The organism is Prevotella sp. HMSC077E09 (assembly GCF_001814685.1).
GTDB classification, from domain to species: Bacteria; Bacteroidota; Bacteroidia; order Bacteroidales; family Bacteroidaceae; genus Prevotella; species Prevotella oris.
The window spans coordinates 25110-47428 of the sequence record NZ_KV817558.1 but is presented as its reverse complement, the minus strand read 5'-3'; the positions used below and the strand labels follow the sequence as shown (position 1 = coordinate 47428).

The window sequence follows — 22319 nt, the reverse complement described above, 5'->3', positions numbered from 1 at the left end:
GCATTTGGTAGTTGAAACTACCAAGTGTTAAAAAAGGGGATAAAAGTTTACAAGGAAAATCAACTTTTCCGCCCCTCTTACTCTTAATTCTGCGTCACAATAAGCTTCAAACTATCGGATTTAGTTCTTGATTTCAGCCAACTTTGCAATCGTTCTCTATCAGGATTGTTGAGTGGGCGTAGGCAACTAACAACAGCCATAACGTGGCTTTTCGTAACAACAGTATCTGTTTTGGTTTCTGGAATCTGAGCAATCGCAACGAGTTTGGCTGTTGGATATATAGATTTTAATTCTTCTCGAACATCTTTTGTCAGTTCAGTGTAGCGTGTAAACTTCTCAAGTTTCTGCTCAAGGTCATTGATTTGAGCTGACTGTTCTATGAGCTTCTGCTTACTAACCTGTTCACTTGTTGTTCCCGTTCCAAGCATTTGGTTGGCCATGAACAGGCTATCCGACTGCGAACCCTGTATCACATGCAGTTTATAGTCTGCTAAATTGTAGGCTTCCAACATCTTCTCTGCCTCGCAGATTTCCTTCTTTGAGATAGTTTTTCCCACGGCAAAAACATTCAACACCTTGCCCTTTGTGTCATAGTCTTGTGAGATAATCCTTGTGCCTTTGAAAGAAAGTTCAGTACGTACAAATCTTCTTACATTATTTTCTATCACACTTTGTCGAATAATTTGCAGAGTCATATAGGCTGCCGGAAGCATGGTTAGCACCACGATTCCTATGATATATTGCTTCATCTTCCGCAAACGTGCATCGTCTATGAATCTTCTTTGCTTGAAGCGAAGCATTCGAACACCAATGAAAGTTGCCAAAGCAATAAACACCGTATTGATAAAAAAGAGGTAGAATGCTCCAAAAAAGAAACTCGATTCGCCCATGGCAAGTCCATATCCAGCTGTACATAGGGGCGGCATTAAAGCTGTAGCAATAGCAACGCCAGGGATAACATTGCCCTTTCCCTTTGTAGAGAGAGCCAAAATGCCTGCAGCACCACCGCAAAGAGCGATGAGAACATCGTAAAGCGTGGGCGAAGTACGCGCCAAAAGCTCTGACTGAGCCTCGTTCAAAGGTGTAATAAGAAAGTAAAGCGTGGCTGTTAAAACGCTGATTCCTGTCGCAACAAGGTAATTTTTAATTGATCTTTTCAGCAAGACCAGGTCATTTATACCCACACCAAGCCCCATACCAATGATGGGTCCCATGAGTGGAGAGATGAGCATTGCACCGATAATGACTGCTGTAGAATTGACATTTAGCCCTAAAGATGCTATGAAAACAGCAAACACTAAGACCCATAAATTGGAGCCATGAAAGGCTACTCCACTGCTAATTTGCTGTATAGTTTCCTCCTCGTTCTCCTTATCTGGCAGTGCGTTGAAATACCCTTTAATCACCTGCCATAGCGATTTTTCATTGCTTTCCATATTTATTTGTTTTGCTGCAAAATTACAAAAGAGTTTGCATATTGCCCTTTATACCTAAGCCATTTGCCTTACGTTAAAGTAATTTAACGCTTGCTGTTATATTAGTTCTCCATTACCGCTTTCTTCATCTCAAGCCAAATCAGCGAAAGCTAAGGGGGAAATAGGCGCATTTTCAACTTTTTCGTTTATCTTTGCAAAGCGAAAGGCATGCGCAAGGCAGCGCAGTTTTGAAGCACCCCCATTTCATTTTTCATATATATAGACAGGAAATAACCGACAGAAACAATGAGAAAACGTTATCAGAAGCAGATAGAACACCGCTTACTCTTACCGATTTTGCAATTCACACAACGCGAAAAGTCGAGCGGAATAGTGCTTGCCGTCTTCGTTGTGCTTGCACTTCTGCTGGCCAACTCACCCTTACGCAGTGATTATCTCCATTTCTTAGAGCATCATTTCGGTTTTATCGTAGATGGAAAATCTGTGCTCAACTTCAGTGTTGCCCATTGGATTAACGACGGACTCATGTCGATGTTCTTCTTCGTTGTGGGCTTGGAACTGAAGAGAGAGTTTATAGGTGGCGAGCTTCGCGACCTCCGTAAGGTCACACTTCCTGTTGCTGCGGCCGTCTTCGGCATGCTTGTTCCCGCATTGATTTATCTGCTTTTCAATCTTGGAACGCCCTTTTCTCATGGCTGGGGAATACCCATGGCCACGGATATTGCCTTTGCTTTGGCCGTATTATATATGGTGGGCGACCGCATTCCAGTGTCGGCAAAAGTGTTTCTCACTACGCTTGCCATTGTTGATGACCTTGGTTCTGTGGTTGTGATAGCCCTTTTCTATACCTCGAACATCTCGTTTTCGAGTCTTGCCTTAGGCATCCTGTTCCTCGGAATCATGTTTGCCGGCAACCGATTGGGCATCAAAAACGTGTGGTTTTACGGGCTTATCGGCATCGGAGGTGTATGGCTTTCCTTCCTCACTTCAGGTATACATGCCACCATTTCTGCCGTACTTGCTGCCATGGTTATACCTGCAGACTCGCGCATTTCTGAGGCAACATTCATCGCGAGAATACACAAACTGACGCGTCAGTTCGAGCAAGCCGAACCCAATGATGTGCGCACTTTGGAGCCCGAACAGTTGGATATTCTGGCGCGAGTGAAGGCTGATTCCATGCAGGCAACACCTCCTTTACAGCGTTTGGAGCATGCACTTCATCCGTTTGTTTCGTTTGTTGTCATGCCCATTTTCGCCCTTTCGAATGCAGGAGTGTCGTTTGTCGACATGGATTTCAGTACGCTTAGAGCCAATCATGTGGCGCTCGGTGTCATGGCAGGTCTGCTGCTTGGCAAGCCCATTGGCATTGCTTTTGCCGTTTGGATGATGGAAAAACTGGGGTTTGGACGCCGTTCTCACTCCATGACATGGCGCATTATTATCGGCTTGGGCTTTCTTGCTTCGATTGGATTTACCATGTCAATGTTTGTCACTATGCTTGCTTTTAACTCGCCGGAGAGCGTTATTCAGTCGAAAGTTGGTATCTTTGCAGCATCTATCATAGGTGGTATTGCCGGCTATTTGCTATTGAAAAAGAATCCGAAATCATAAAAAATCAATCTATAACCAATATGAAAAGAACATCACTCCTTATCACTGCGCTGGCATTGCCATTTGCCTTGGCAGCCCAGAATAGCTATAACAGTGCGCAGGAAGCAGCAAAGGCCGTGACCGTTAAAGTGGACACATCGCACGAGCCCATTCAGAAAGGCAAGTATAAACCCACTTGGGAGTCGCTCTCCGACTATGAATGCCCCACTTGGTTCCGTGATGCCAAGTTCGGTATCTGGGCACATTGGGGGCCACAATGCCAGCCCGAATACGGTGATTGGTTTGCACGCAGAATGTATGAACAAAGCTCTGATGCCTACACCTTTAGCAAAGAGGCACGCAATCCGCAAAAGGATTTCGGCTTTAAAGACTGGATTCACGAGTGGAAAGCCGAGAACTGGAACCCCGAAAAGCTTGTAAAACTCTATCAAGAATGCGGTGCAAAGTATTTCTTTGCACTCGCCAACCACCACGATAACTTTGATCTTTGGGACAGTAAGTACCAGCCTTGGAACGCAACAAGCATCGGCCCGAAGAAAAATCTCATAGCAGGTTGGGCTGCAGCCTGCAAAGAATTGGGACTTCCTTTGGGGCTGAGTGTGCACGCTGCACACGCTTGGACCTGGTATGAAACAAGTAAAGGAGCAGACAAGACGGGCACTTTCAAAGGACAAAAATATGATGGAAACTTGACCAAAGCCGACGGAAAGGGCACTTGGTGGGACGGACTTGACCCGCAAGACCTCTATGAACAGCGCCACGAACTCAGCAAAAACAGTGGCGAATGGGACTGGGATCCGGCGCAAGTGACCGTTCCCGACCAGGCTTATTGCAACAGGTTCTACAACCGAACCATGGATTTAATTAACAAATATGACCCTTCTGTGGTTTATTTTGACGACACAGTGCTGCCCCTCTACCCTTTCTCTGATGCGGGATTGCAGCTCACTGCCCACCTCTATAACAAGAGTATGGCCGAAAACAACGGTCGAAACAAAATGGTTGTAACGGGAAAAGTGCTGAAAGACTGGCACAAGAAAGCTATCGTTTGGGATGTGGAACGCGGCGCACCCGATAGAATTCAGCCCCTGCCTTGGCAGACCTGCACTTGCATCGGGTCATGGCATTACGACAAACGGCGCTTTTATGACGGCACTTATAAAACTGCAAAAGAGGTTATCCAAACGCTCGTTGATGTGGTAAGCAAGAATGGAAACCTGCTGTTGAGCATTCCGGTAAGAGCCGACGGCACGATAGATTCACTCGAATATAAAGTCGTTCGAGAGATTGGTGCATGGCTGAATGTGAACGGAGAAAGCATCTATGGCACGCGTCCTTGGTATCAGTTTGGTGAAGGGCCGTCTGCAGAAGCGGTCAATCCGATAGCGGAACAGGGCTTCAATGAGGGCAAAGTGAAATATACTTCGACAGACATTCGCTATGTCACTAAAGGCAAAACCATCTATGCAACGACGTTAGATGTGCCGCAGGCAGGTGCTACCGTGAAACTGAAAGCCCTGCTAAAGGCACACCGTGTCACGCTGTTGGGCTATGGGAAAGTAGCTTTCAAGTCGTCAAAACAAGGGCTTTCTATCACCCTTCCCCATGCTTTGCCCAACCGCATTGCATTGGTCATGAAGATTGAATGAGTGTAATGGCGATGTAAAATAATGTATCAAGTGCTTCATTTTCTCTTTTTTTTCGTAATTTTGTACCGTTTTTAAGCTCATAAAGGAGATGAAGATATATTTCAAAATGGTGGCAGTGGCCGCACTTTGTGCCACTTTCACCTCATGTTTCAGAGACGAAGCACCGAATGCGGAGTGCGATATTGAAGAGGCTTTTGTCAGTGTAAGCAATGCAAAAGAGGTGTTCAACAACCTTTCAGACACGCTTCTGCAGGTGCCATCAACAACGACTGACCTCATTTTTCAAATCAAGCGAAAGGCCACTGTCACGAACTTTGCGCCACAGTTCAAGCTCACTGAGGGGGCAACAATCAGTCCGGCAAACGGCTCGGAGCATGATTTCAGCAAGGGGCCTGTCGTTTATACCGTCACTTCTCAAGACGGGAACTACAGCCGTGTCTATCGCGTCAGCTTTAAAAAAGCTTCAGTCATGGTGGGCGATACCGTCAAGTTTGACTTCGAACACTATGTGAAAGCCAACCTCACCGGCCTTGCCGACTTCTACAAATGGCAGGAAAAAGACGGTGAGGGCATGCAGGATGTGTGGGGATCGGGCAATGCCGGCTTCTCATTGTCGGCCTGGGATCAACCTGCCGAAGCCGATCCAGCCATACCGATTGACGGATTTGACGGCAAAGCTGTACAGCTGACAACACGCAGTACGGGTAGCTTAGGCAAGTTGGTAAAGATGCCTATTGCTGCAGGTAACCTTTTCTATGGTACTTTCGACTTGAGAAATGCACTCGCAGATGCCTTGAAAGCCACGCAATTCGGGCATCCGTTCAACCGCAAGCCCCTTACGGTTACGGGATATTACAAGTACACTCCTGCAAAAACTGTGACCGATCGAGCTTCTAAAGTACTTGAAGATGTCAAAGACAGTGCCGCCATTTATGCCGTATTCTATCGCAACCATGACGACAGCGGCCAGAAAGTTGTGCTTGATGGAAGCAACATCAAGACCAGCAATCTTATCGTTGCAATGGCCGACATGGACTATGTGGCGCCAAAAGAAGACTGGACAGAATTCGAAATCAAATTCAAATACCTGACTGATATCGATCTCGACGTGCTTGAACAGAACGGCTACAGCTTAGCGCTTGTGTTCTCTTCGAGCAAGCAAGGCGACCGCTTTATCGGTGCCATCGGCTCGACATTGTGTATTGACAAAGTAAGAATTATCTGTGAAAAGGAAAAGAAATAGCGTATGAAAAAAGTCATGATAGCCTTTGCCGCAATGCTCATCAGCCTCTCGGCAAACGCACAAAGCATTCTCGGGGACAGCATCTCGCTGACTGCAAGAGTAGGATATTCACTCGGAGGAACGGCACCTGTGGGGCTTCCCCGCACTATCCGACACATGAACAGTTATACCCTGATGCCGAATTTTCAGTTTGGAATTGATGCCGAACGCCGTATTTCGCCGCTCATGGGCGTCATGTTGGGACTTCGTTTGGAGAATAAAGGCATGCAGGTTGACGCTCGTGTGAAGAACTATCACATGGCCATTGAGCAGGGAACGCAGCATCTTGAAGGCCAATTTACAGGCGATGTGAAGACGAAAGTAAACGAATGGATGTTCACGGTGCCTGTAATGGCTGCCTTTCATGTAGGCGATGATGTGCGATTGAAAGCCGGAATGTATGCTTCTTACGTGCTCTCGCGCCAGTTTGAAGGCTATGCTCACGGTGGATATCTACGCGTGGGAGGACCTACCGGGGCCAAAATCAACATCGGAGAAGAACCAGGTCAGCGTGGAGATTACGACTTCAGCAACCACATGCGCCGTCTGCAAGTGGGGCTTACCGTGGGTTGTGACTGGACACTCTGCGAAAAATGGGGTGGTTATCTCGACCTGAACTGGGGCTTGAACGGCATCCACCACAGCAGTTTCAAGACCATAGAGCAAACCCTCTATCCTATATTTGCGACGGTTGGCGCAACATATAACCTGTAAGGAAAACCGTCTTTCGGAGGACAGGCAGCCCATATCATCTTGCCGGCGACATTAAATTGTGCAGGATTTCTTGGAAAAAGAAGTCCTCTCATGAAAGGAGTGTAAGCCCTATTTTCCTTTTCTTTGCATTTGAAAACAATAAAGAAATGGACATATAGAACTTACACTCTTGTATTGGAACGTACTGCAATATTCCGCTTCATGTACTTACACTTCATTCAGGCACATAGATAATTTCACCGTTCTCAAGTTCATAAGCTATTCCTACTTTCCTTCCTTTGGCACCATTACTATTGTCTTGATTGTGCGAAGGCGTATAACGTTCAATCTTTTGTCCTTTCTTACTGACAATCTCCATGTTTTCCTTACCTGGGTTCTTCACCATTGTGAAGTCTTCAGTACTAAACATTTCGGTCATATTATAGCGTGTGACAAGTGCCACCATCAGTGCTACAGCGAAGACCATGGCAATGTCAAAGAGATTTCCAACCACGCTCATCGGGTCGAAATCACTATCTTGGGAGAGTAGTCTACGCCGTCTCATGCACTGGATTTTCAGAAGTTAATAACTCTGCGAGAAACTCAAGTTGAGTGAGTTCCTGCATATGCCACCGTTTCTTTACCTGTAATGTCACGACACCCACTGCACCTGAAAAGAGTCCGACAACGGTCGTAGCAAATGCTACCTGCATGTTATAAGCCATGGAAGCAATATCTCCTGTAGACAGTCCTACTAAGGCCGGGCCCATCGGTATAAGCGTACCCATGAGTCCTAACACCGGGCCTAACTTGGATAAAGTCTTTGAAATACCCATCTCTTTGTCAGCAGCGATTTCGTATTGCGACAGCAAACGGTTGATTTGGGCATGACTTCCTTGAGCGTTGAGCATACGATGTATGTATGATAACAAGAGTGAAGAAGTCTGAACCGGTAAGCGCATACTGAGCGAACTTACATTATCAACCGTGAGATTTTCCATTTCTGAAATAACAGTACCATGCAGTTTCCTCATGTTCATATACTGTCCAAAGAATGTACCGAGCAGTAGGAGTGCCCTGCCAAAAAGCACAAGAAGTAGGATAATGACAGGAACGAGTAAGCCTGTTGAAATCCAAAACAAGAAATCTGATATATAAGTCATTTGTTATATTCTTTTTTATTAAACATTTTTTCTTGCCATCTGTTCCACATAAAACCGATGACACCTCCTATGAACAGCAAGACGACAAAACCTATAAGCGAGGCTGTATCAACAGTGTTGACAGGAGCATTTTGAGTCTCTCCATTGACTGTTGCCACTATACCGACAAGAGCGACAAGAACATTGGAGAGGAAAAGTATTTCTAAACGCAAGTCGGACTCGGGCAAAATGGTGCGCAATGCCATTCTACCAAGCGGTACGGCAAAGAGAATTACCACGCCCAATGAAGTGGAAACAAGCGTAAAAGAAACTCCGGGAGTCAGGAAAATGAGTTGTACAAGCAATGCGAAAACAACGGGGAAAATGATGAATCCCGGATAAAACAAGAGTCCCTTTGCTATGATACGACTTCGAAGTGTATTGCCTCGACTGCCTGCACTACGGACAGTGAAAATACAGAACGTAAGCTGTACCACCACATCTACGCTTAATATGGCAGCAATATTACGCATGAGGGCTGTATCGTGCAACCAGTCAATGATTTGCGTTTTGGACTGTTCTATAGCTACCTGCCACATCAAGGCTGCGAAAATACCAAGTACAAGAGTTGTAATGGCAAGAACGTTGCGGGTGACAAAGGTTTGCTTCAACAGGAAATTGAAGCAAACCAATATCATCAATATGAGAACTACTGTTGTCATCTCGTGCAGATAATTATTTCATGTTACGCAACTTGCGATTACGACGCACAATCCATATGAGTGTGACAATAATGGCAAATGCTGCTGCAACAACAAACAAGTTGCTTAATATATGCTTCTCAGTAGTAGTATCGGAAAGTGTCTCTTTCTGCATTTTAATACCCTTTTTGTCGCCAAGGCCACTTTCACGTATCTTCTCTATATGCTTTGCATAGCTTTCATTTGCCTGTTTATCTGCGTTATTGTCAACAATAAACTGTCTTAGCTTCGCATTGTCGCAAACAAATCCTGAACAAGAAGGTTTGTATTTATTCACAAGTTCCACGTGTCGTTTTGCCAAAGCTTCCACTTGCTGATGTGAAGCTTTCCACATGCCCTTTCGGGCACTTTCAAGCATAACGGCAGTAATTTCTTCAATGGCAGCAGGATTCTTTTCTTCGAAGAACTTATTGATACCAAGGTTGAACTTATCTTTGATATATACATTATAGATTTCATTCCATAATTCATTGTCAATAGCAGCAGGTTTCATCACTTCCCAGCCAAAAGTGTTTTGTACGATAGCTGCAAATCCATCGGCAGAACTGGCTCCACCTTTCATATGCTCCTTGATATAAGTAGGATTGAAGATAGTCGTACGACTTTCTATGCCTATGGCTTCTTTCACTTCTTGCATTTTCATGTTCTGTCTGTTGCGATAGTCGCTCAAATAAGCATCGGGTTCCTTGCCCGTTACCTTGCGCACAGCAAGATTAAGCCCACCCATAAACTCATAAACATGATCAAGACTTAATGCACCCCAGGTATTGCTCTGGCGTGGTTGTACGACAACATCTGTCCGTGTAAGGGCAGCTTCAAAGGCATATTCTTTGAATTGTTCCCAATGTTTTGTGTCGCCATAGAAAGCTCCCATATTATTCAAATATGTATCAGCAATTTCTGATCGCTTCTCCCATCGGTCACTGCTCATAACCATTGCCTGTATACCTGTGCCATAGTTTCCATTCATTCCACCGAACACACGCCTTGAAGCAAGTTCTCTTGCCTCTTTAGGCGATACGCCCTTATCAGTCAAGACACGTTCGGTTTCCTTTACACCTTCGCTCACTTGATTTTCAAACTTATCGTCTTTAGCAGCTGCAGCCATTTCAACGGCACGATTGATGAGAAATAAGCGTGAGGCAGCAAGGTCACGTAACTGTCCTGAGGTCTGCACAACAACATCAATTCTGGGACGTCCAAGCTCAGCAGAAGGGATAAGCTTAAGGTCGCTCACACGCCCAAAACTATCTCTAATAGGCTCCACACCAAGCATATATAACACTTGAGCAATGGTTGCTCCCTCTGTTTCGATGAACTCACCACTCCACAGCGTATAACTAACTTTACGCGGAATGCTGTCATGGTGGCGGCGTTTATAGATTTCTATGGTATTCTCTGCTAAGTCTTTCCCTTTTTCCCAAGCTGACTCGCTGGGGGTAGCTTCTGCATTGATACCATATAAATTACGTCCAGTAGGGAGGGTGTTGGGATTAGCAATGGGATCACCACCGGGCGAAGGAGCAGTATATCCACCATTCATAGCGTTAATTAAGCTATTCAGTTCCATCTGAGGACTGCTCAACAGGTTCTTCTTATACAGTGAAACATTACGGATAGTGCGTTCTAATTCAACAACTGCAAAAGCAAAATCTTTATCGCGTTTGTTGTATGAAGGCTTCTGAGGCATTCCTCCCTTCATCATCTTTGGCATTCTGCCCATATTCTTGGAGTTCCCGTCTTTCACATTTGACATTCTGTCTTTCATGCCAGGCCTTTTCCCCATAGACTTAGACATATTGCCTTTCACCATGTCAGGCATACTCTTCATTGACGACTTACCTTTTGACATTCCCCCCATCATCATGGCCATCATATCTTTAGGCGCTGTAATTTCCTTATGGACAAGACGCGCTTTAGATAACTGTTGAGGAGTAATATGTGCAGTAGCGCACACTATGCCATCTGTTGCATAAGCAGGGTTGGTAAGCAACTTGCCTACTAATGCCTTTGCGGGTGTAAGATAGCGTTGTGTAAAGCGTACATTATGTTTAGCTATCGTATTATCTGCACGCCCTAAAGCTTTGTCTATAGCATAAAGCGAATAGGCTATAGGATCAGTAGACATCGCATAGACGCTACTTGTAATACGAGCAGGTTCATAGGGCACCCCCAGCGTATAAAGTTTACCATTGATTTTAGTAGTAGCTATTTCTTCTGCAAAATTATCTATTCTGAGAATATCGTTCTCCGAATATGGTTTCCCTGGGATACTATCAAGTTCCAGTTCACGGTGAATGCCTAATTTAATAGTTAGTGCCTTAACAGCCAGCGAAGCTTTGGCTACATCTTGTCGATAGTGGGCGAGTTTATCGTTATATATCTTAATCTTCTCTGCTAATTCACGGTAGGTTCCTCTAAGATTACTTTCCATGAAAGGCGCAGTAAGATATGACTGAAGTCCCGCATACGAACGCCGCTTAGCTATCAAGCCCTCCCCTACATTACCAATGGTATATAGATAGAAGTGAGGTGTAGCTCCCACAAGTCTATCCGGCCAGTCTAAACTACTTAATGCCACCTGTTTCTTAGGAGTGAATTCCAAACTTCCGTGTGTTCCGAAATGAATAAGTATATCTGCTTTAAATCCAAACTGTGTCCATAGATAAGAGGCTATATAAGTGTGAGGAGGTGCTGCATCTGTGCCATGTGCTATTTTGAAAGAGTTGTCCCCTTTACCAGCAGTATTCTGTGGCAGCAAAACTACATTTCCAAACTTAAGTCGGGCTATACCGAGTTTACCATCAGGTGTATTCATATATGCGCCAGGAAATTCACCGAAAGCTTTGACTACCTCTGCATATTTCTTTGGTTGCAATGCTGCTTTTACCCAACTTTCATATTGCTGGCGCGTAATCAGTTCCGGCCGTTCTCTTTTCATAAACGTATCAAAAGCTCCCTTGGCATATAGTCCAAAGACTGCACCTTGCTTCTGAATCATTCCTTCAAGCTTCTCTGATGAACTGGGAAGGCCCGATACATCATAGCCTTCATTTTTTAATTTGACTAAAAGATTATAAAGTGAAGGACCGACTTCCATCCCGCCTGCCATCATCGCATTTTGTCCAGGGCCTTTGTAATAATAAATAGCTACACGCTTATCTTTATTCTGCTTTTTACCAAGGCTGATATAATTATTAACGGTCTTGACAAACAGATCAAGCCTCTCTGGGATTGTTGCAACATAATTTAGACCATCTTTACCAAGAAAATGACCAAACAATACGAATGGACGTAGTGCACCATCTATTTCCGGCATCACTACACTTTGAGAGAGGAAACCACCATTCATACCCATTTTATCATCTTCCCAAGACTTTACAGTTCTATTTATGTTAAGTGGAGAGAAAAGAAGAATATTTCTGTTCTTTAGAAATTCCACTACGTCATCACCCATACGTCCGTGTGCCATATTGATAACTGCAGCCACATGAACACTATCTACATGATGTTCTCCTATAAACTCCCTGATAGAATTAACAGGATAGACAATATTTCCTGTAGCCTCTAAACGAGCTATCAGCTCTCTCGGTTCTCCCATTGAACCCGTAATCAATATTGCAGGAACCTGAGATTTCCATAGACCATTACGTTTCAAGAAAGCATGGTATTCGCTAACGTTATTAAATTGAATATCTTCCGCATCACTATGCTTTGGATCTGCATGATAGAGCAATCCGTAAATCTTCTCTATCAATGGCTGAGGTTCCGGTGCCGAAATTAGTTTCCTATCTATGTATTTGCGAATATAACTAAGCATACTTCGATAGTTCTTATAGCCGCCATTGCTAATATAACGCTTTAGTGTGTCGGCGGTAACTGAATCCATAGAAGTGAAATCATTATCAGGGTTTGTGATCATTGTACACACAATTGGCACCCCCTTCTTACGAGCTTTTTCTATTTCTTCACGCTGCTCCATAGTAAGTCGAAGTCCCATGGCTTCAATACAAACAGCATCATAGTGACCTAACTCTGACAATTCTTCCGTACTTACATCCTTAATTTTGATAAAGGAGTTATCATTGGCTTTAGCTATCCTGCTAAGCGTAATGGTTTGATAGTTGACAAAAGCTATGCGCGTAACACTGAACCATGTGTGCCAGACTATACCACCCGCAACCAACAATATCAGTGCTGTAATTGCGAGAAATATCTTTTTTCTCATTTCCATCGATTATTAAAGTTTAAACATATCGGCAATATTGATGCTCACCGTAGCAACAAATGTACGACCATTTTCAGGCAACTGAACAGCAGAATCCACCGCCTTATCCCTATAATTGAAGATATTATCTACCATCAACCCTATTGCAATTCCTCTCGGGAGCTCCGACCGTAAGTTCAGTGAACACAAAGTACGCGGATCGTATTTCGTTTTGGTATAGGTCTTGTCACTGCTACTATAAGCGTATCGAGTTATACTTGACACCCATGATGTATTGAAAGCTACACTTTCAGTAGTTTTGCCAAAACGATGCTTATAGACAGAACTCAATCGTGCACTATGCGGACGCACCCATGACATGTTATAACCATCACGCTCATCATAGTCATATACATAAGAATATCCTCCTGAGAAACGCAGTCCAAAAGGAAGTTTATAATTGGCTGTAACCTCCACACCGGTAGTCTTAACATTCAAGGCATTTACATATTTCATGTTCCACGACTTTCCCGGAGAAATATATTCATACGAAATTTTGTTCTTATATCTATTATGATAGGTAGAGACAGATAGATTTAACCCCTTATAATCATATTCAACCGAAGCAGAAATCTGAGTTCCCTCTTCCGGTTTCAAATCCTTATTACCATACATCATGATTCCCATTCCCCCCATATTAAATTCCTGATAGAGTTCTTTCAGATTCGGTATGCGGTAACCTTGAGAGTAGCCGGCACGCAATGTGATTGTTTTCAACGGACGATATAATACTGACACCTTAGGAGTAAAATGCAGCCTATAACTTCCCCCCTTATCTCCGCGCACTCCAACGACAACATTCATTTTATCTGTAAGCTGCCAATCATCTTGTAAACAGAATGAATACTGCTTCATGTGTACCGTAGCTGTATCTTTCATGAAATGATGCTTCATGTCCTCACGTAACAAATCTACACCACCACTCAGAGTGTGTTTGCCAAACATACCTGTGTAATACAAGCGAATAGTACTGTTCACATTTCCATATACACGTTCATCATCGTCCACATATACATTATCCTTGATATAGTTATCACGGATATACGATAAATCAAGATTCTGATTGTCAGCAAACTGCCATTTAAGCTTTCCGCTCAAAATAAGATCCCTATATCGCTGATAATACCTTGCATTATCATACTTGTCACGTTTATTAGTATAATAAGAAATTCTGGCTGATCCAGTAAAGCGATCAGTGAAATTATAGGATAACTTCTGAGAAATATCCATAATAGAATAGCCGTAAATATTGAATGCAATGGGATCTGTCTTGCTTTTGGTCACACTACCGTCAGGGTTGATGATTTCTTTCTGCTTACCTTGCTCATCTTTCACAAGATAGGAGTCGCGTTTTCTCCATCCAAAAGATGTAAGCGATGAAAACCTATGAAGGTTTACTCCAGCTGAAGCCGAATAAGACTGCCCTTTCTTACCTGCATAGCGTGTATGCATACTGGCAGTAAACGGACGAACACTTTTCTTTGTGATAATATTAATCACACCACCGATAGCCCTACTGTCATACAATGTGGAAGCTGCGCCTCGCACCACTTCTATACGCTCAATATCATTGATATTAAACCGACTGTAATCAATATTACTATCGCCACTCTCTCCACTGATGCGCTCTCCATCAAGTAAAAAAAGTACAGCCTTTGCATCCATACCTTGATAAGTAATTTCAGGTACCTGACTCATCGTATTATAATAGAATTGGATACCAGGTAAAGTGTATTCCAACAATGTAGTGAAATCTACAGGATTGACCGTTTCTATCTCTTCACGTGAAATAACACGTGTAATAACCGGCACGTCTTTCAATTGGCGTTCATAACGTGATCCTGTAACAACTAATTCATTGAGTGCAGTTTCCGAAGGCTGGAGTTTTATTTTCAACGGTGGATGTCCTGATGCTGGAACCGTAATTAATCGAGGAGTATAGCCTAAGTAACTCACTCGCAACTTATACACCTTATCTTTCTGGACATTCAAGCTAAATTCACCTTTTGAATTGCTTCCGCAATTGATATTCGTTCCTTCTACCACAATAGATGCTCCTGCTAAAGGTTCTCCATTAGCTGTCATGACAACACCCTTGATAATATAATTAGGAGGATTAGCAGGGACATTAGCATTAACGGTGACTAAAGCCACCGTTAACAATAAGACCAATATAAATGAAAATCGTTTCATTATATATAGTATTTAATTAGAGAAACTATTTATTTTTTCACGAACTTATACTCAAAGTCTACCAACTTCTTTTTACCTTTCTTATCTGCATAATCCTTGAACTTAATCAAAGCATAGCTTCCATCTTTGAAGCGCACAGAGAACACTTTGTCGCTCATCGTGTATTTTGGAGGCATACCCTTGCTGCTAATCCACTTATTCAATTCAAGATTGGAAAATCCTTTAGAATAGCCCATCACACCATTCTGCATGCCCGACATGTCTACAGGAATGAAAAGTTGTTTATTGGCTACATAATTTCCCTTAGGCATTTCTGTCAGTTTAGAAAGTTCAGTTTCATTGGTCATAAGTGCCTCCCCATTGTTAATAAGAGCATCATACACATGGAAAGCCAAGTGCCACGTCTTAGGTGCATTGGGTTTCCCTGCAGGAATAGTCTTGATTACCTTATAGTCTAATGTACCGTCCGGCTTCTTCTTATATTTCCCATTTTCTATAATGAACTCATGATATTCCCATTCATTCACATCTTTTGCAGTGACTGTATCACCTGTTTCTAAATTCACATAAAGCCAAGAGTCACGAGGAGACGCATTGAGCGTGAGACGTTTTGAGTTGACATTTTGAGGATTTACAGGTGTATTGTCATCCTTACTGCATGACGAAAAAGTTAATACTGCGAGGCATCCAAATGCGATAATTGATTTTAGTTTCATAAATATATAAATTTAAAATTAATGGTATTTTATTCGGGAACAAAGATAATACTACCCCTATAACTAAACAATACCTTAAAATTAGTATTTTCATGTTAATAAAAGGCTATGCATAATATATTCATCTAAACAAGAGAATAGATTTTTGCAAACACAATAATTTAAGGTATCTAAACCTACTATTTAATTTTCCCGTAATTAAAATGATCGCCTATCTACAAAAACAAGAAAATAAATAAACAGAGAAGGTGGTCTATCCTCTTGCATATTTCCTCAAGATTCACTATATTTGCAATTGTAATGAAAGACTTTGCAGCCATTGATTTCGAGACAGCCAACAACGAACGGACCAGCGTTTGCTCCGTAGGATTGGTGGTTATACGCGACGGGGAAATAGCCGATCGCTTCTATTCGCTTATTCATCCCGAGCCCGATTACTATACTTACTGGAACACTCACGTGCATGGATTGACACAAGCAGACACCAACCATGCGCCAATCTTCCCCGAAGTGTGGCGCAAAGTGGAGCCACTCATCGTTGATTTGCCCCTCGTTGCCCATAACAAAGCCTTTGATGAGAGTTGTTTGAAAGCCGTTTTCCGCTGCTATCAAATGGACTATCCCGACTATTCCTTCTATTGCACGCTCGCCCAGTCACGTCGAGTTTGGCCACAAGGCCACCACAATCTCGACATCATTGCAGCCCGCTGTGGCTACGATTTGACCAATCATCACCACGCACTTGCCGATGCCGAGGCCTGCGCAGCTATTGCATTGCAGATATTATAAGCGGTTTTCTTGCAACTTCGGAAGTTTCTCTGTATCTTTGTCTATATAATATAAGGTAACAATGACCTACGACCAACTTGATTTTGCAACCTATTGTATCGGCCTGTTGGCTTCAAAATTGGAGATGAACCAGCGCGAAGTTTACGATAAACTTAAGGAAAGTGACATCCTTGAGGGCTATATCGTCAAGGCGTATAATGTGCTCCACACCTTCAGCAGCGACTATATTGCCGATGATTTAATAGGGTATATGAAAGAGAAAGGAGTGATTTCATGAGGGTATATCACGCTTCAAACACAATTATAGAGCATCCCGACACGCTCCATTCCCGTGTGGCTTTGGACTTTGGACAAGGCTTTTATGTGACAACTTTACGTGAGCAAGCGGTCAATTATGCCAACCGTTTCAAACTCCGGAAACAGCAGGCATATCTTAATATCTATGAACTTCGTAATGGTTGGCAATTAAAAAACATCAAGAGATTTACTGCTTATGATGCAGAATGGTTAGACTTTATCACAGCAAACCGCAGTCAACTTCGTGTTACTTCCTACGACTGTGTGGAAGGAGGCATCGCAAATGACAGGATATTCCGAACGGTTGACCTGCTTTTTGCAAATGAAATCAGCCGTGAGGAAGCTCTTGACAGACTCCAATTTGAGAAACCGAACCATCAGATTTGCTTTTTGAAACAAGCTTTAATAGACGGGTTTCTTTCATTTATCAACGCAGAGGAGATTTAACATGGACGCTAAACAAATCATTTTGCAAATGAAATATGCCCGCATTATCAAGGGAATAGCCGAACAGTTGGGTATTTCTTTGGAGGAAGCAATGGACAAATTCTATCACTCTGTGACTTTTCAAATGATTCAGAATGGCGTTGCCGACCTGCATTGCCGTAGCGACCAATACCTCATAGACGAGTTTTTAATTGAAGATAACGAATGATATTGCATTCCGATGACAACTTTCAGACAAGCCAACCTACTGGATTTTGATGCGTGCTGGGCGGTGATTGACGCTGCAAGGTGGAAGATGCTGGCCGACGGAAGGCATCAATGGACGGCGGAATATCCCTCGCGCGAACAGATAACCAACGACATTCAGCAGGGCCATGCTTATGTGCTCGCCGATGGAAACGATGTGAAAGCGTATGCCGTTGTGATAGCGAATGGTGAACCAGCTTACGCCCAACGCTCGGCAAAATGGCTTACAGAGGGCGATTATATGGTGGTGCATCGTGTGGCAGTAGCCATGAATGAGCGTGGAAAAGGCTATGCGCGGCAACTCTTTCAGAATGTTGAAAGGCTGTGTCGGGAGCAGAACATCCACAGCATCAAAGTCGATACGAACCACGATAACCGCGAGATGCGCACACTGCTCCATCGACTTGGTTTCACAGCATGTGGCGAAATAGACTATGGAGCACATGGAATGCGACTGGCTTTTGAGCGTTGTTTTTAGCACAAAAGCATATTCTGAGAAACCGAAAAGAACAATATTTTAAAATATAATAAGGTAAAGAGATGATTAAGATGTATGTGATGAAGTCCTGTCCTTACTGTGCTCACGTGATGAAACAGGTGGAAGGCAACCCAAATTTTAAGGTGATTGATATTGGTAACGATGTGCATGATATGAAAGAATTCCTCAATCTGCGCGACAACAATCCTGCCTTTGCTGAGGAAAAAGCCATGGGCGACGTCTGCATTCCATGCTATATGCGCGAAGACGGCAGCGTAACGCTGATGTCAAGTGAGGTGGGATTGGAACCTTTAGAATGAGGAATGAAAAGAGTGGAAAATAAAATTAAGGTGTCGAATCTTAAATATTGCATGACAACTCTTGCCCTTTCATTATTATGAATTACGAATTATGAATTGTGAATTAATTGTACTTGACCTTGACGGAACACTTACTAACAGCGAAAAACAAATCACTCCACGCACGAAGAGAGCCTTAATGGAGGCTCAAAAACAGGGAGTGAGATTAGTATTGGCGTCGGGAAGACCCACGTTTGGCATCATGCCATTGGCCAACGAACTTGAACTTGCTCGCTACGGAGGGTTTATCTTAGCGTTCAACGGTGGCAAAATCATCGACTGCAAGACGGGAAAAACGCTGTTTGAACAGACACTCGACCCTGCACTTGTGCCCATTCTCTACCGCGAAGCCATGCAAGCGGGCATGCAAATCCTTACTTATCAAGGCGAAGGTATAGCCACGACAAAGACCGAAGACCCTTATGTTCAAGAGGAAGCCCACATCAATAAGATGCCTCTGATGCAATATGATGACTTTCTTCATCAAGTGGAATATCCTATAAACAAATGCCTTATTGTGGGCAATCCTGTTCCACTCCATACCCTCGAACAGCGCCTCTTGTCACAGCTTGAAGGGAGAATGAACCTTTATCGCTCGGCAGACTACTTCTTGGAATGTGTTCCCTTGGGCATTGACAAGGCAAAATCACTCGCCAAACTCATCGACACTTTGGGCATTCATCGCGAAGAGATTATCGCCTGTGGTGACGGATATAACGACGAAAGTATGATTAAATTTGCGGGCTTAGGCGTAGCCATGGCCAACGCACCTCACGACATTCAGCAGATAGCTGATGTCGTTACGCTCTCCAACGACAATGATGGTGTGGGGAAAGTTGTGGAGGATTATGTACTGAAAGCCCACGACTAAGCTTCTAAAAACCCACCCCAACCCTCCCCAAGGGAGGGAGAGTGAATTTTCGGGTATGTTTAGATGAGGCAGTATATAATGGCATATTGCAACTGTTTTTATAGGGAATACACCAAAACCATTATCTTATAGATGTTTGTTTCATGTTTTTACAGCGTTCTTGCAAGCTCATTTTTTCTCCCTTTGGGAACCGAAGGTCGCTGTTCATTGAGCTTGCAAAATGAGGAAAGCAAAGGTTGAGGCTTTATAAACTTCATTCACAGCTATCTTGTCCACGCTCATTCTCCCTCCCTTCGGGAGGGTCGGGGTGGGTTACTCTCAGTCTATCTCTGATGCTTTCCACAAAGCGTGAGAGTGCAACGGGCTTGCGCAGACCATGAAAGTCAATGCGGAAACAGCTCTGCATCACCATTAACCGCTTCTTACTTCGCGTCATGGCAACATAGAATTTGCGGGCATCTTCAGCCACTTGTGCCGGATTTTGCTGGCTGTAATAATTGGGATAACGACCTTCTATCACGTCGAACACAATCACGTTATCAAATTCAAGACCCTTTGCCTTATGCACTGTTGTGACAAAAATCTTGTCGTCTATCGTTGTGCTTCCACAGAGATCAGCCTCTTTCAAGGTGTTCATTTCAAGAATATGTCGGCCTATCTGCATCACAAGGGCCGTGGACTCATCCTCCCGAAGCAGGTCGGAAGCCACATAACGGAAGATATAATCCACCGTCGGCAAAAGCTGAATGAGGTTTTCTTCCACCCAGGTTGCATAGAGATGACGCATTTCTTCAACCAGCACTCCAGGCTTTTCATCCTCTTTCCACAGCCGTTCCACCGTGTGACGATAGTGAGGAAGATAGTTGTTTCGCAGCGTTATGATACGCTCCTGCACGCGTTTATGCCCGATAAATGCCTGCTGTTCGCCCACAATCTCCTTTGCCTTGTCATAACAAAAGGCCACCAATGACTTCGTTGCATTGACATCTGCATCGGCCAAATGGCTGTTTTCGCCCTCCAAATGCAACACTTCAAGCAGATATTTCAATTTATATTGCCGCAATCCAGGACGCAAAAGGCGTATCAGATGCAGACTGTCGAAATAGTCGTTCAACTCATTCGGCAACGCCGTTTCGGGCATCTCGCGCCGCAAGTTGTTGGCAAGAATGTGAATGTCATAGTCGGCATTATGCCCCAAGAGCACTGTTCCTCGGGCATAATCCACAAAGCGTTGCAGGGCTTCCCGGCGTGGAAGAAGCGTTTGATTTCTGCGTTCTTCGATGATAGGATTAACGATATCACCAAGCATTTCGGGGATTTCGCGGTCGCTTTCCAAATGGAGGGAGAGCGCCGAACCCGGCACAACAGCCCCATTTCTGACCTTCACGGCAGCAATCTGCAAGATGTCGTCATGAAACACATCAAGTCCTGTTGTCTCGGTATCAAAGATAGTTATCGTTTCGTTTTCATAACACTGAACGAACTTTCCCACATAAGTCTGACCGTCATCGCGCAGGAAATCCGACGGCAAAAGTGCCCTGTCGCTGCACGCTCTGACAAATCTCCGCGCGGCAGTAGGCGTTCGAAACACCTGCATGCCCTGCAAAATACGCGCCCAGGCAATGAAATTATGAGGATTGTTCATCACGGTTAAATGGGCAAACAACAGCTTTATCTGCGGCGAAGTGAACAGATCTTCGCCCGAAACCTTAAAATGTGACGTGCGCAACTGCTTCAAAGCGTCGCTCACTCCGTCGGCATCGCGGTTGGAATTCACGATGATTGCCGTCGTATCGCCAGGGAAATCGCGCTGCAATCTCACTGCCTGCTGTGCGGCATCAAGGTATTCCGTGTCGATAGTGTCCGACTGAAAGAGCTGCAGTTCGTTGCCTATCGTCGTCGGATGATAGCTTGTCGACGGCAGTAGTTCTGCCGAAATGCCCAATTCTTTGGCTGCATAAGTGTTGAAAAGGTCAAGCAGATACTTCGGTGAACGGTGGTTCTGACCGAGCGAATGAATGTGTCCTGCACAGCGGTTACGCAGAAATTCGAGCGTAGAAGACTTCGCTCCCATGAACGAAAAGATGCTTTGTTGCGGGTCACCCAAGTAGACCACGCACCCCTCCTGCCCCTCGTCATTGGCAGTCAAGGCATCAATGAGCGCCAATTGCAACGGATTAAGGTCCTGAACTTCATCCACCTGAATCCACCGATAGCGTGGCAACTGGTCGCGATGCGCATAGGAAAGCAAGAGAATATCCTCGAAATCCATCAGTCGGTTGTCGCTCTTATAGCGCTCATATTGGTGGGCAAGCTGCATCTTCTTCAGCAAAGCATAAATCAGCTGCTGCTCACCGAGGTCGCTGCAAGCATCGCGATAGGTGTCGGCATGCTTGTAGATGTCAATCATCATGGCTGCCGTGAACGGCTCATTCTGCGCCTTACAGATAGCTTTCAGCGCATGAATGTCGTCAGAAGAAAGGCAATCGGGATGCAAACGGAGGTCGCGCGGATGTTCATTCTCTATCTGAGACATCAGATGCGACAGCTGCATGGCCCCCATATATTGGCCTTTCCGCCGATAGTTTACCCCAACCTGCGACTCATCATCCCCCGAAAAATCGCACAATATGCTCAAAACATCGTCGTCATCAATGATTGATGTAGACGCAGGAACAAACCCCGCATCGAACAAAAAACGCGAACAGAAACGATGGACATTGCCGATAAACAAATCGTCGGCTGGCACTTGAAGTCGCTGCCCCACGCGTTCCTGCATGCCACGAGCGGCCCGATTGGTGAAAGTGAGACAGAGCATGTCGCCGAAATCCACGCCATGAGCATGGGCTTGTGCCACGCGTTCGGCCAATATCTGCGTCTTTCCGCAACCCGGCGAGGCCAAAACAAGATGATAACCTGCCTGCAATGCAATCACGACAGCTTGGAAACTATCAGGAGTAAAGGTGTTGTTCATGCCTGCAAAAATAGCATTTTAAAATAGAAAAGGAAAAGAACAGAAGGGTTAAAAGGAGGGAACGAGTTGGCGTTTTCACATTTTTTAGTTGTAAAAATGTTTGAT

19 protein-coding genes are annotated in these 22319 nt (G+C 44.2%); 11 read left to right on the top strand and 8 right to left on the bottom strand.

Features of this window, described 5'->3' with window-relative positions; genetic code table 11:
* Positions 1–83: 83 nt before the first annotated feature.
* On the bottom strand, positions 84–1436 hold the full coding sequence (locus tag HMPREF2983_RS06700; RefSeq protein ID WP_070667468.1) for a TIGR00341 family protein: 1353 nt from the start codon (positions 1434–1436) through the stop codon (positions 84–86).
* A 285-nt stretch (positions 1437–1721) separates the two neighbouring features.
* Between HMPREF2983_RS06700 and nhaA the strand changes: the two genes are divergently transcribed.
* From nhaA to HMPREF2983_RS06680, 4 genes are all read left to right on the top strand, one after another.
* A complete protein-coding gene (gene nhaA / locus HMPREF2983_RS06695) occupies positions 1722–3050 on the top strand; it encodes a Na+/H+ antiporter NhaA (RefSeq protein WP_070667467.1) in 1329 nt (442 codons plus the stop codon).
* A gap of 20 nt (positions 3051–3070) precedes the next feature.
* Positions 3071–4699, top strand: coding sequence for an alpha-L-fucosidase (locus HMPREF2983_RS06690; RefSeq protein ID WP_070667466.1), 1629 nt, complete (start codon positions 3071–3073; stop codon positions 4697–4699).
* Between the two features lie 88 nt (positions 4700–4787).
* A complete protein-coding gene (locus tag HMPREF2983_RS06685) occupies positions 4788–5942 on the top strand; it encodes a PCMD domain-containing protein (RefSeq protein ID WP_070667465.1) in 1155 nt (384 codons plus the stop codon).
* Between the two features lie 3 nt (positions 5943–5945).
* Positions 5946–6695 carry a porin family protein gene (locus tag HMPREF2983_RS06680; protein ID WP_070667464.1) on the top strand — a complete coding sequence of 250 codons (750 nt, stop codon included), beginning with the start codon at positions 5946–5948 and terminating at the stop codon, positions 6693–6695.
* A 214-nt stretch (positions 6696–6909) separates the two neighbouring features.
* Here HMPREF2983_RS06680 and HMPREF2983_RS06675 read toward each other — a convergent pair whose 3' ends face one another.
* Genes HMPREF2983_RS06675 through HMPREF2983_RS06650 form a run of 6 tightly spaced genes read right to left on the bottom strand, consistent with a single transcriptional unit; the run spans position 6910 to position 15753 of the window.
* On the bottom strand, positions 6910–7239 hold the full coding sequence (locus tag HMPREF2983_RS06675) for a DUF2149 domain-containing protein (protein ID WP_004372993.1): 330 nt from the start codon (positions 7237–7239) through the stop codon (positions 6910–6912).
* Positions 7226–7837 (bottom strand): MotA/TolQ/ExbB proton channel family protein, encoded by a 612-nt coding sequence (locus HMPREF2983_RS06670; protein WP_070667463.1) that lies wholly within the window; start codon positions 7835–7837, stop codon positions 7226–7228. The genes HMPREF2983_RS06675 and HMPREF2983_RS06670 overlap by 14 nt, the downstream gene beginning before the upstream one ends.
* On the bottom strand, positions 7834–8538 hold the full coding sequence (locus HMPREF2983_RS06665; RefSeq protein ID WP_070667462.1) for a hypothetical protein: 705 nt from the start codon (positions 8536–8538) through the stop codon (positions 7834–7836). Before HMPREF2983_RS06665 ends, HMPREF2983_RS06670 begins: the two co-directional genes overlap by 4 nt.
* Positions 8539–8551: 13 nt before the next feature.
* Entirely contained in the window at positions 8552–12805 is a 4254-nt protein-coding gene (locus HMPREF2983_RS06660; RefSeq protein ID WP_070667470.1) for a cobaltochelatase subunit CobN, read from the bottom strand.
* A 12-nt stretch (positions 12806–12817) separates the two neighbouring features.
* Positions 12818–15037: a TonB-dependent receptor gene (locus HMPREF2983_RS06655; RefSeq protein ID WP_070667461.1), complete on the bottom strand. Its 2220-nt coding sequence runs from the start codon at positions 15035–15037 to the stop codon at positions 12818–12820.
* Positions 15038–15066: 29 nt separating this feature from the next.
* Positions 15067–15753 (bottom strand): HmuY family protein, encoded by a 687-nt coding sequence (locus HMPREF2983_RS06650; RefSeq protein ID WP_004372983.1) that lies wholly within the window; start codon positions 15751–15753, stop codon positions 15067–15069.
* Between the two features lie 300 nt (positions 15754–16053).
* Here HMPREF2983_RS06650 and HMPREF2983_RS06645 point away from each other — a divergent pair, with 300 nt between their 5' ends.
* The 7 genes from HMPREF2983_RS06645 (at position 16054) to HMPREF2983_RS06615 (ending at position 19240) form a co-directional block, all read left to right on the top strand.
* Complete coding sequence (locus tag HMPREF2983_RS06645) at positions 16054–16542, top strand: 3'-5' exonuclease (protein WP_070667460.1); 489 nt, start codon at positions 16054–16056, stop codon at positions 16540–16542.
* A gap of 61 nt (positions 16543–16603) precedes the next feature.
* Complete coding sequence (locus HMPREF2983_RS06640) at positions 16604–16819, top strand: DUF3791 domain-containing protein (protein ID WP_004378224.1); 216 nt, start codon at positions 16604–16606, stop codon at positions 16817–16819.
* A complete protein-coding gene (locus HMPREF2983_RS06635; RefSeq protein WP_070667459.1) occupies positions 16816–17286 on the top strand; it encodes a DUF3990 domain-containing protein in 471 nt (156 codons plus the stop codon). The genes HMPREF2983_RS06640 and HMPREF2983_RS06635 overlap by 4 nt, the downstream gene beginning before the upstream one ends.
* A 1-nt stretch (position 17287) precedes the next feature.
* On the top strand, positions 17288–17494 hold the full coding sequence (locus HMPREF2983_RS06630) for a DUF3791 domain-containing protein (protein ID WP_070667458.1): 207 nt from the start codon (positions 17288–17290) through the stop codon (positions 17492–17494).
* 12 nt (positions 17495–17506) lie between these two features.
* Positions 17507–18010: a GNAT family N-acetyltransferase gene (locus HMPREF2983_RS06625; protein WP_070667457.1), complete on the top strand. Its 504-nt coding sequence runs from the start codon at positions 17507–17509 to the stop codon at positions 18008–18010.
* A 62-nt stretch (positions 18011–18072) separates the two neighbouring features.
* The gene (locus HMPREF2983_RS06620) at positions 18073–18330 is read left to right on the top strand and encodes a hypothetical protein (RefSeq protein ID WP_004372975.1); all 258 of its coding nucleotides are present in this window, start codon (positions 18073–18075) and stop codon (positions 18328–18330) included.
* A gap of 91 nt (positions 18331–18421) precedes the next feature.
* Positions 18422–19240, top strand: coding sequence for a Cof-type HAD-IIB family hydrolase (locus HMPREF2983_RS06615; RefSeq protein WP_070667456.1), 819 nt, complete (start codon positions 18422–18424; stop codon positions 19238–19240).
* Positions 19241–19493: 253 nt separating this feature from the next.
* On the opposite strand, the gene HMPREF2983_RS06610 is transcribed toward HMPREF2983_RS06615, so the two are convergent.
* Positions 19494–22214 carry a 3'-5' exonuclease gene (locus HMPREF2983_RS06610; RefSeq protein WP_070667455.1) on the bottom strand — a complete coding sequence of 907 codons (2721 nt, stop codon included), beginning with the start codon at positions 22212–22214 and terminating at the stop codon, positions 19494–19496.
* Between the last annotated feature and the right edge of the window lie 105 nt (positions 22215–22319).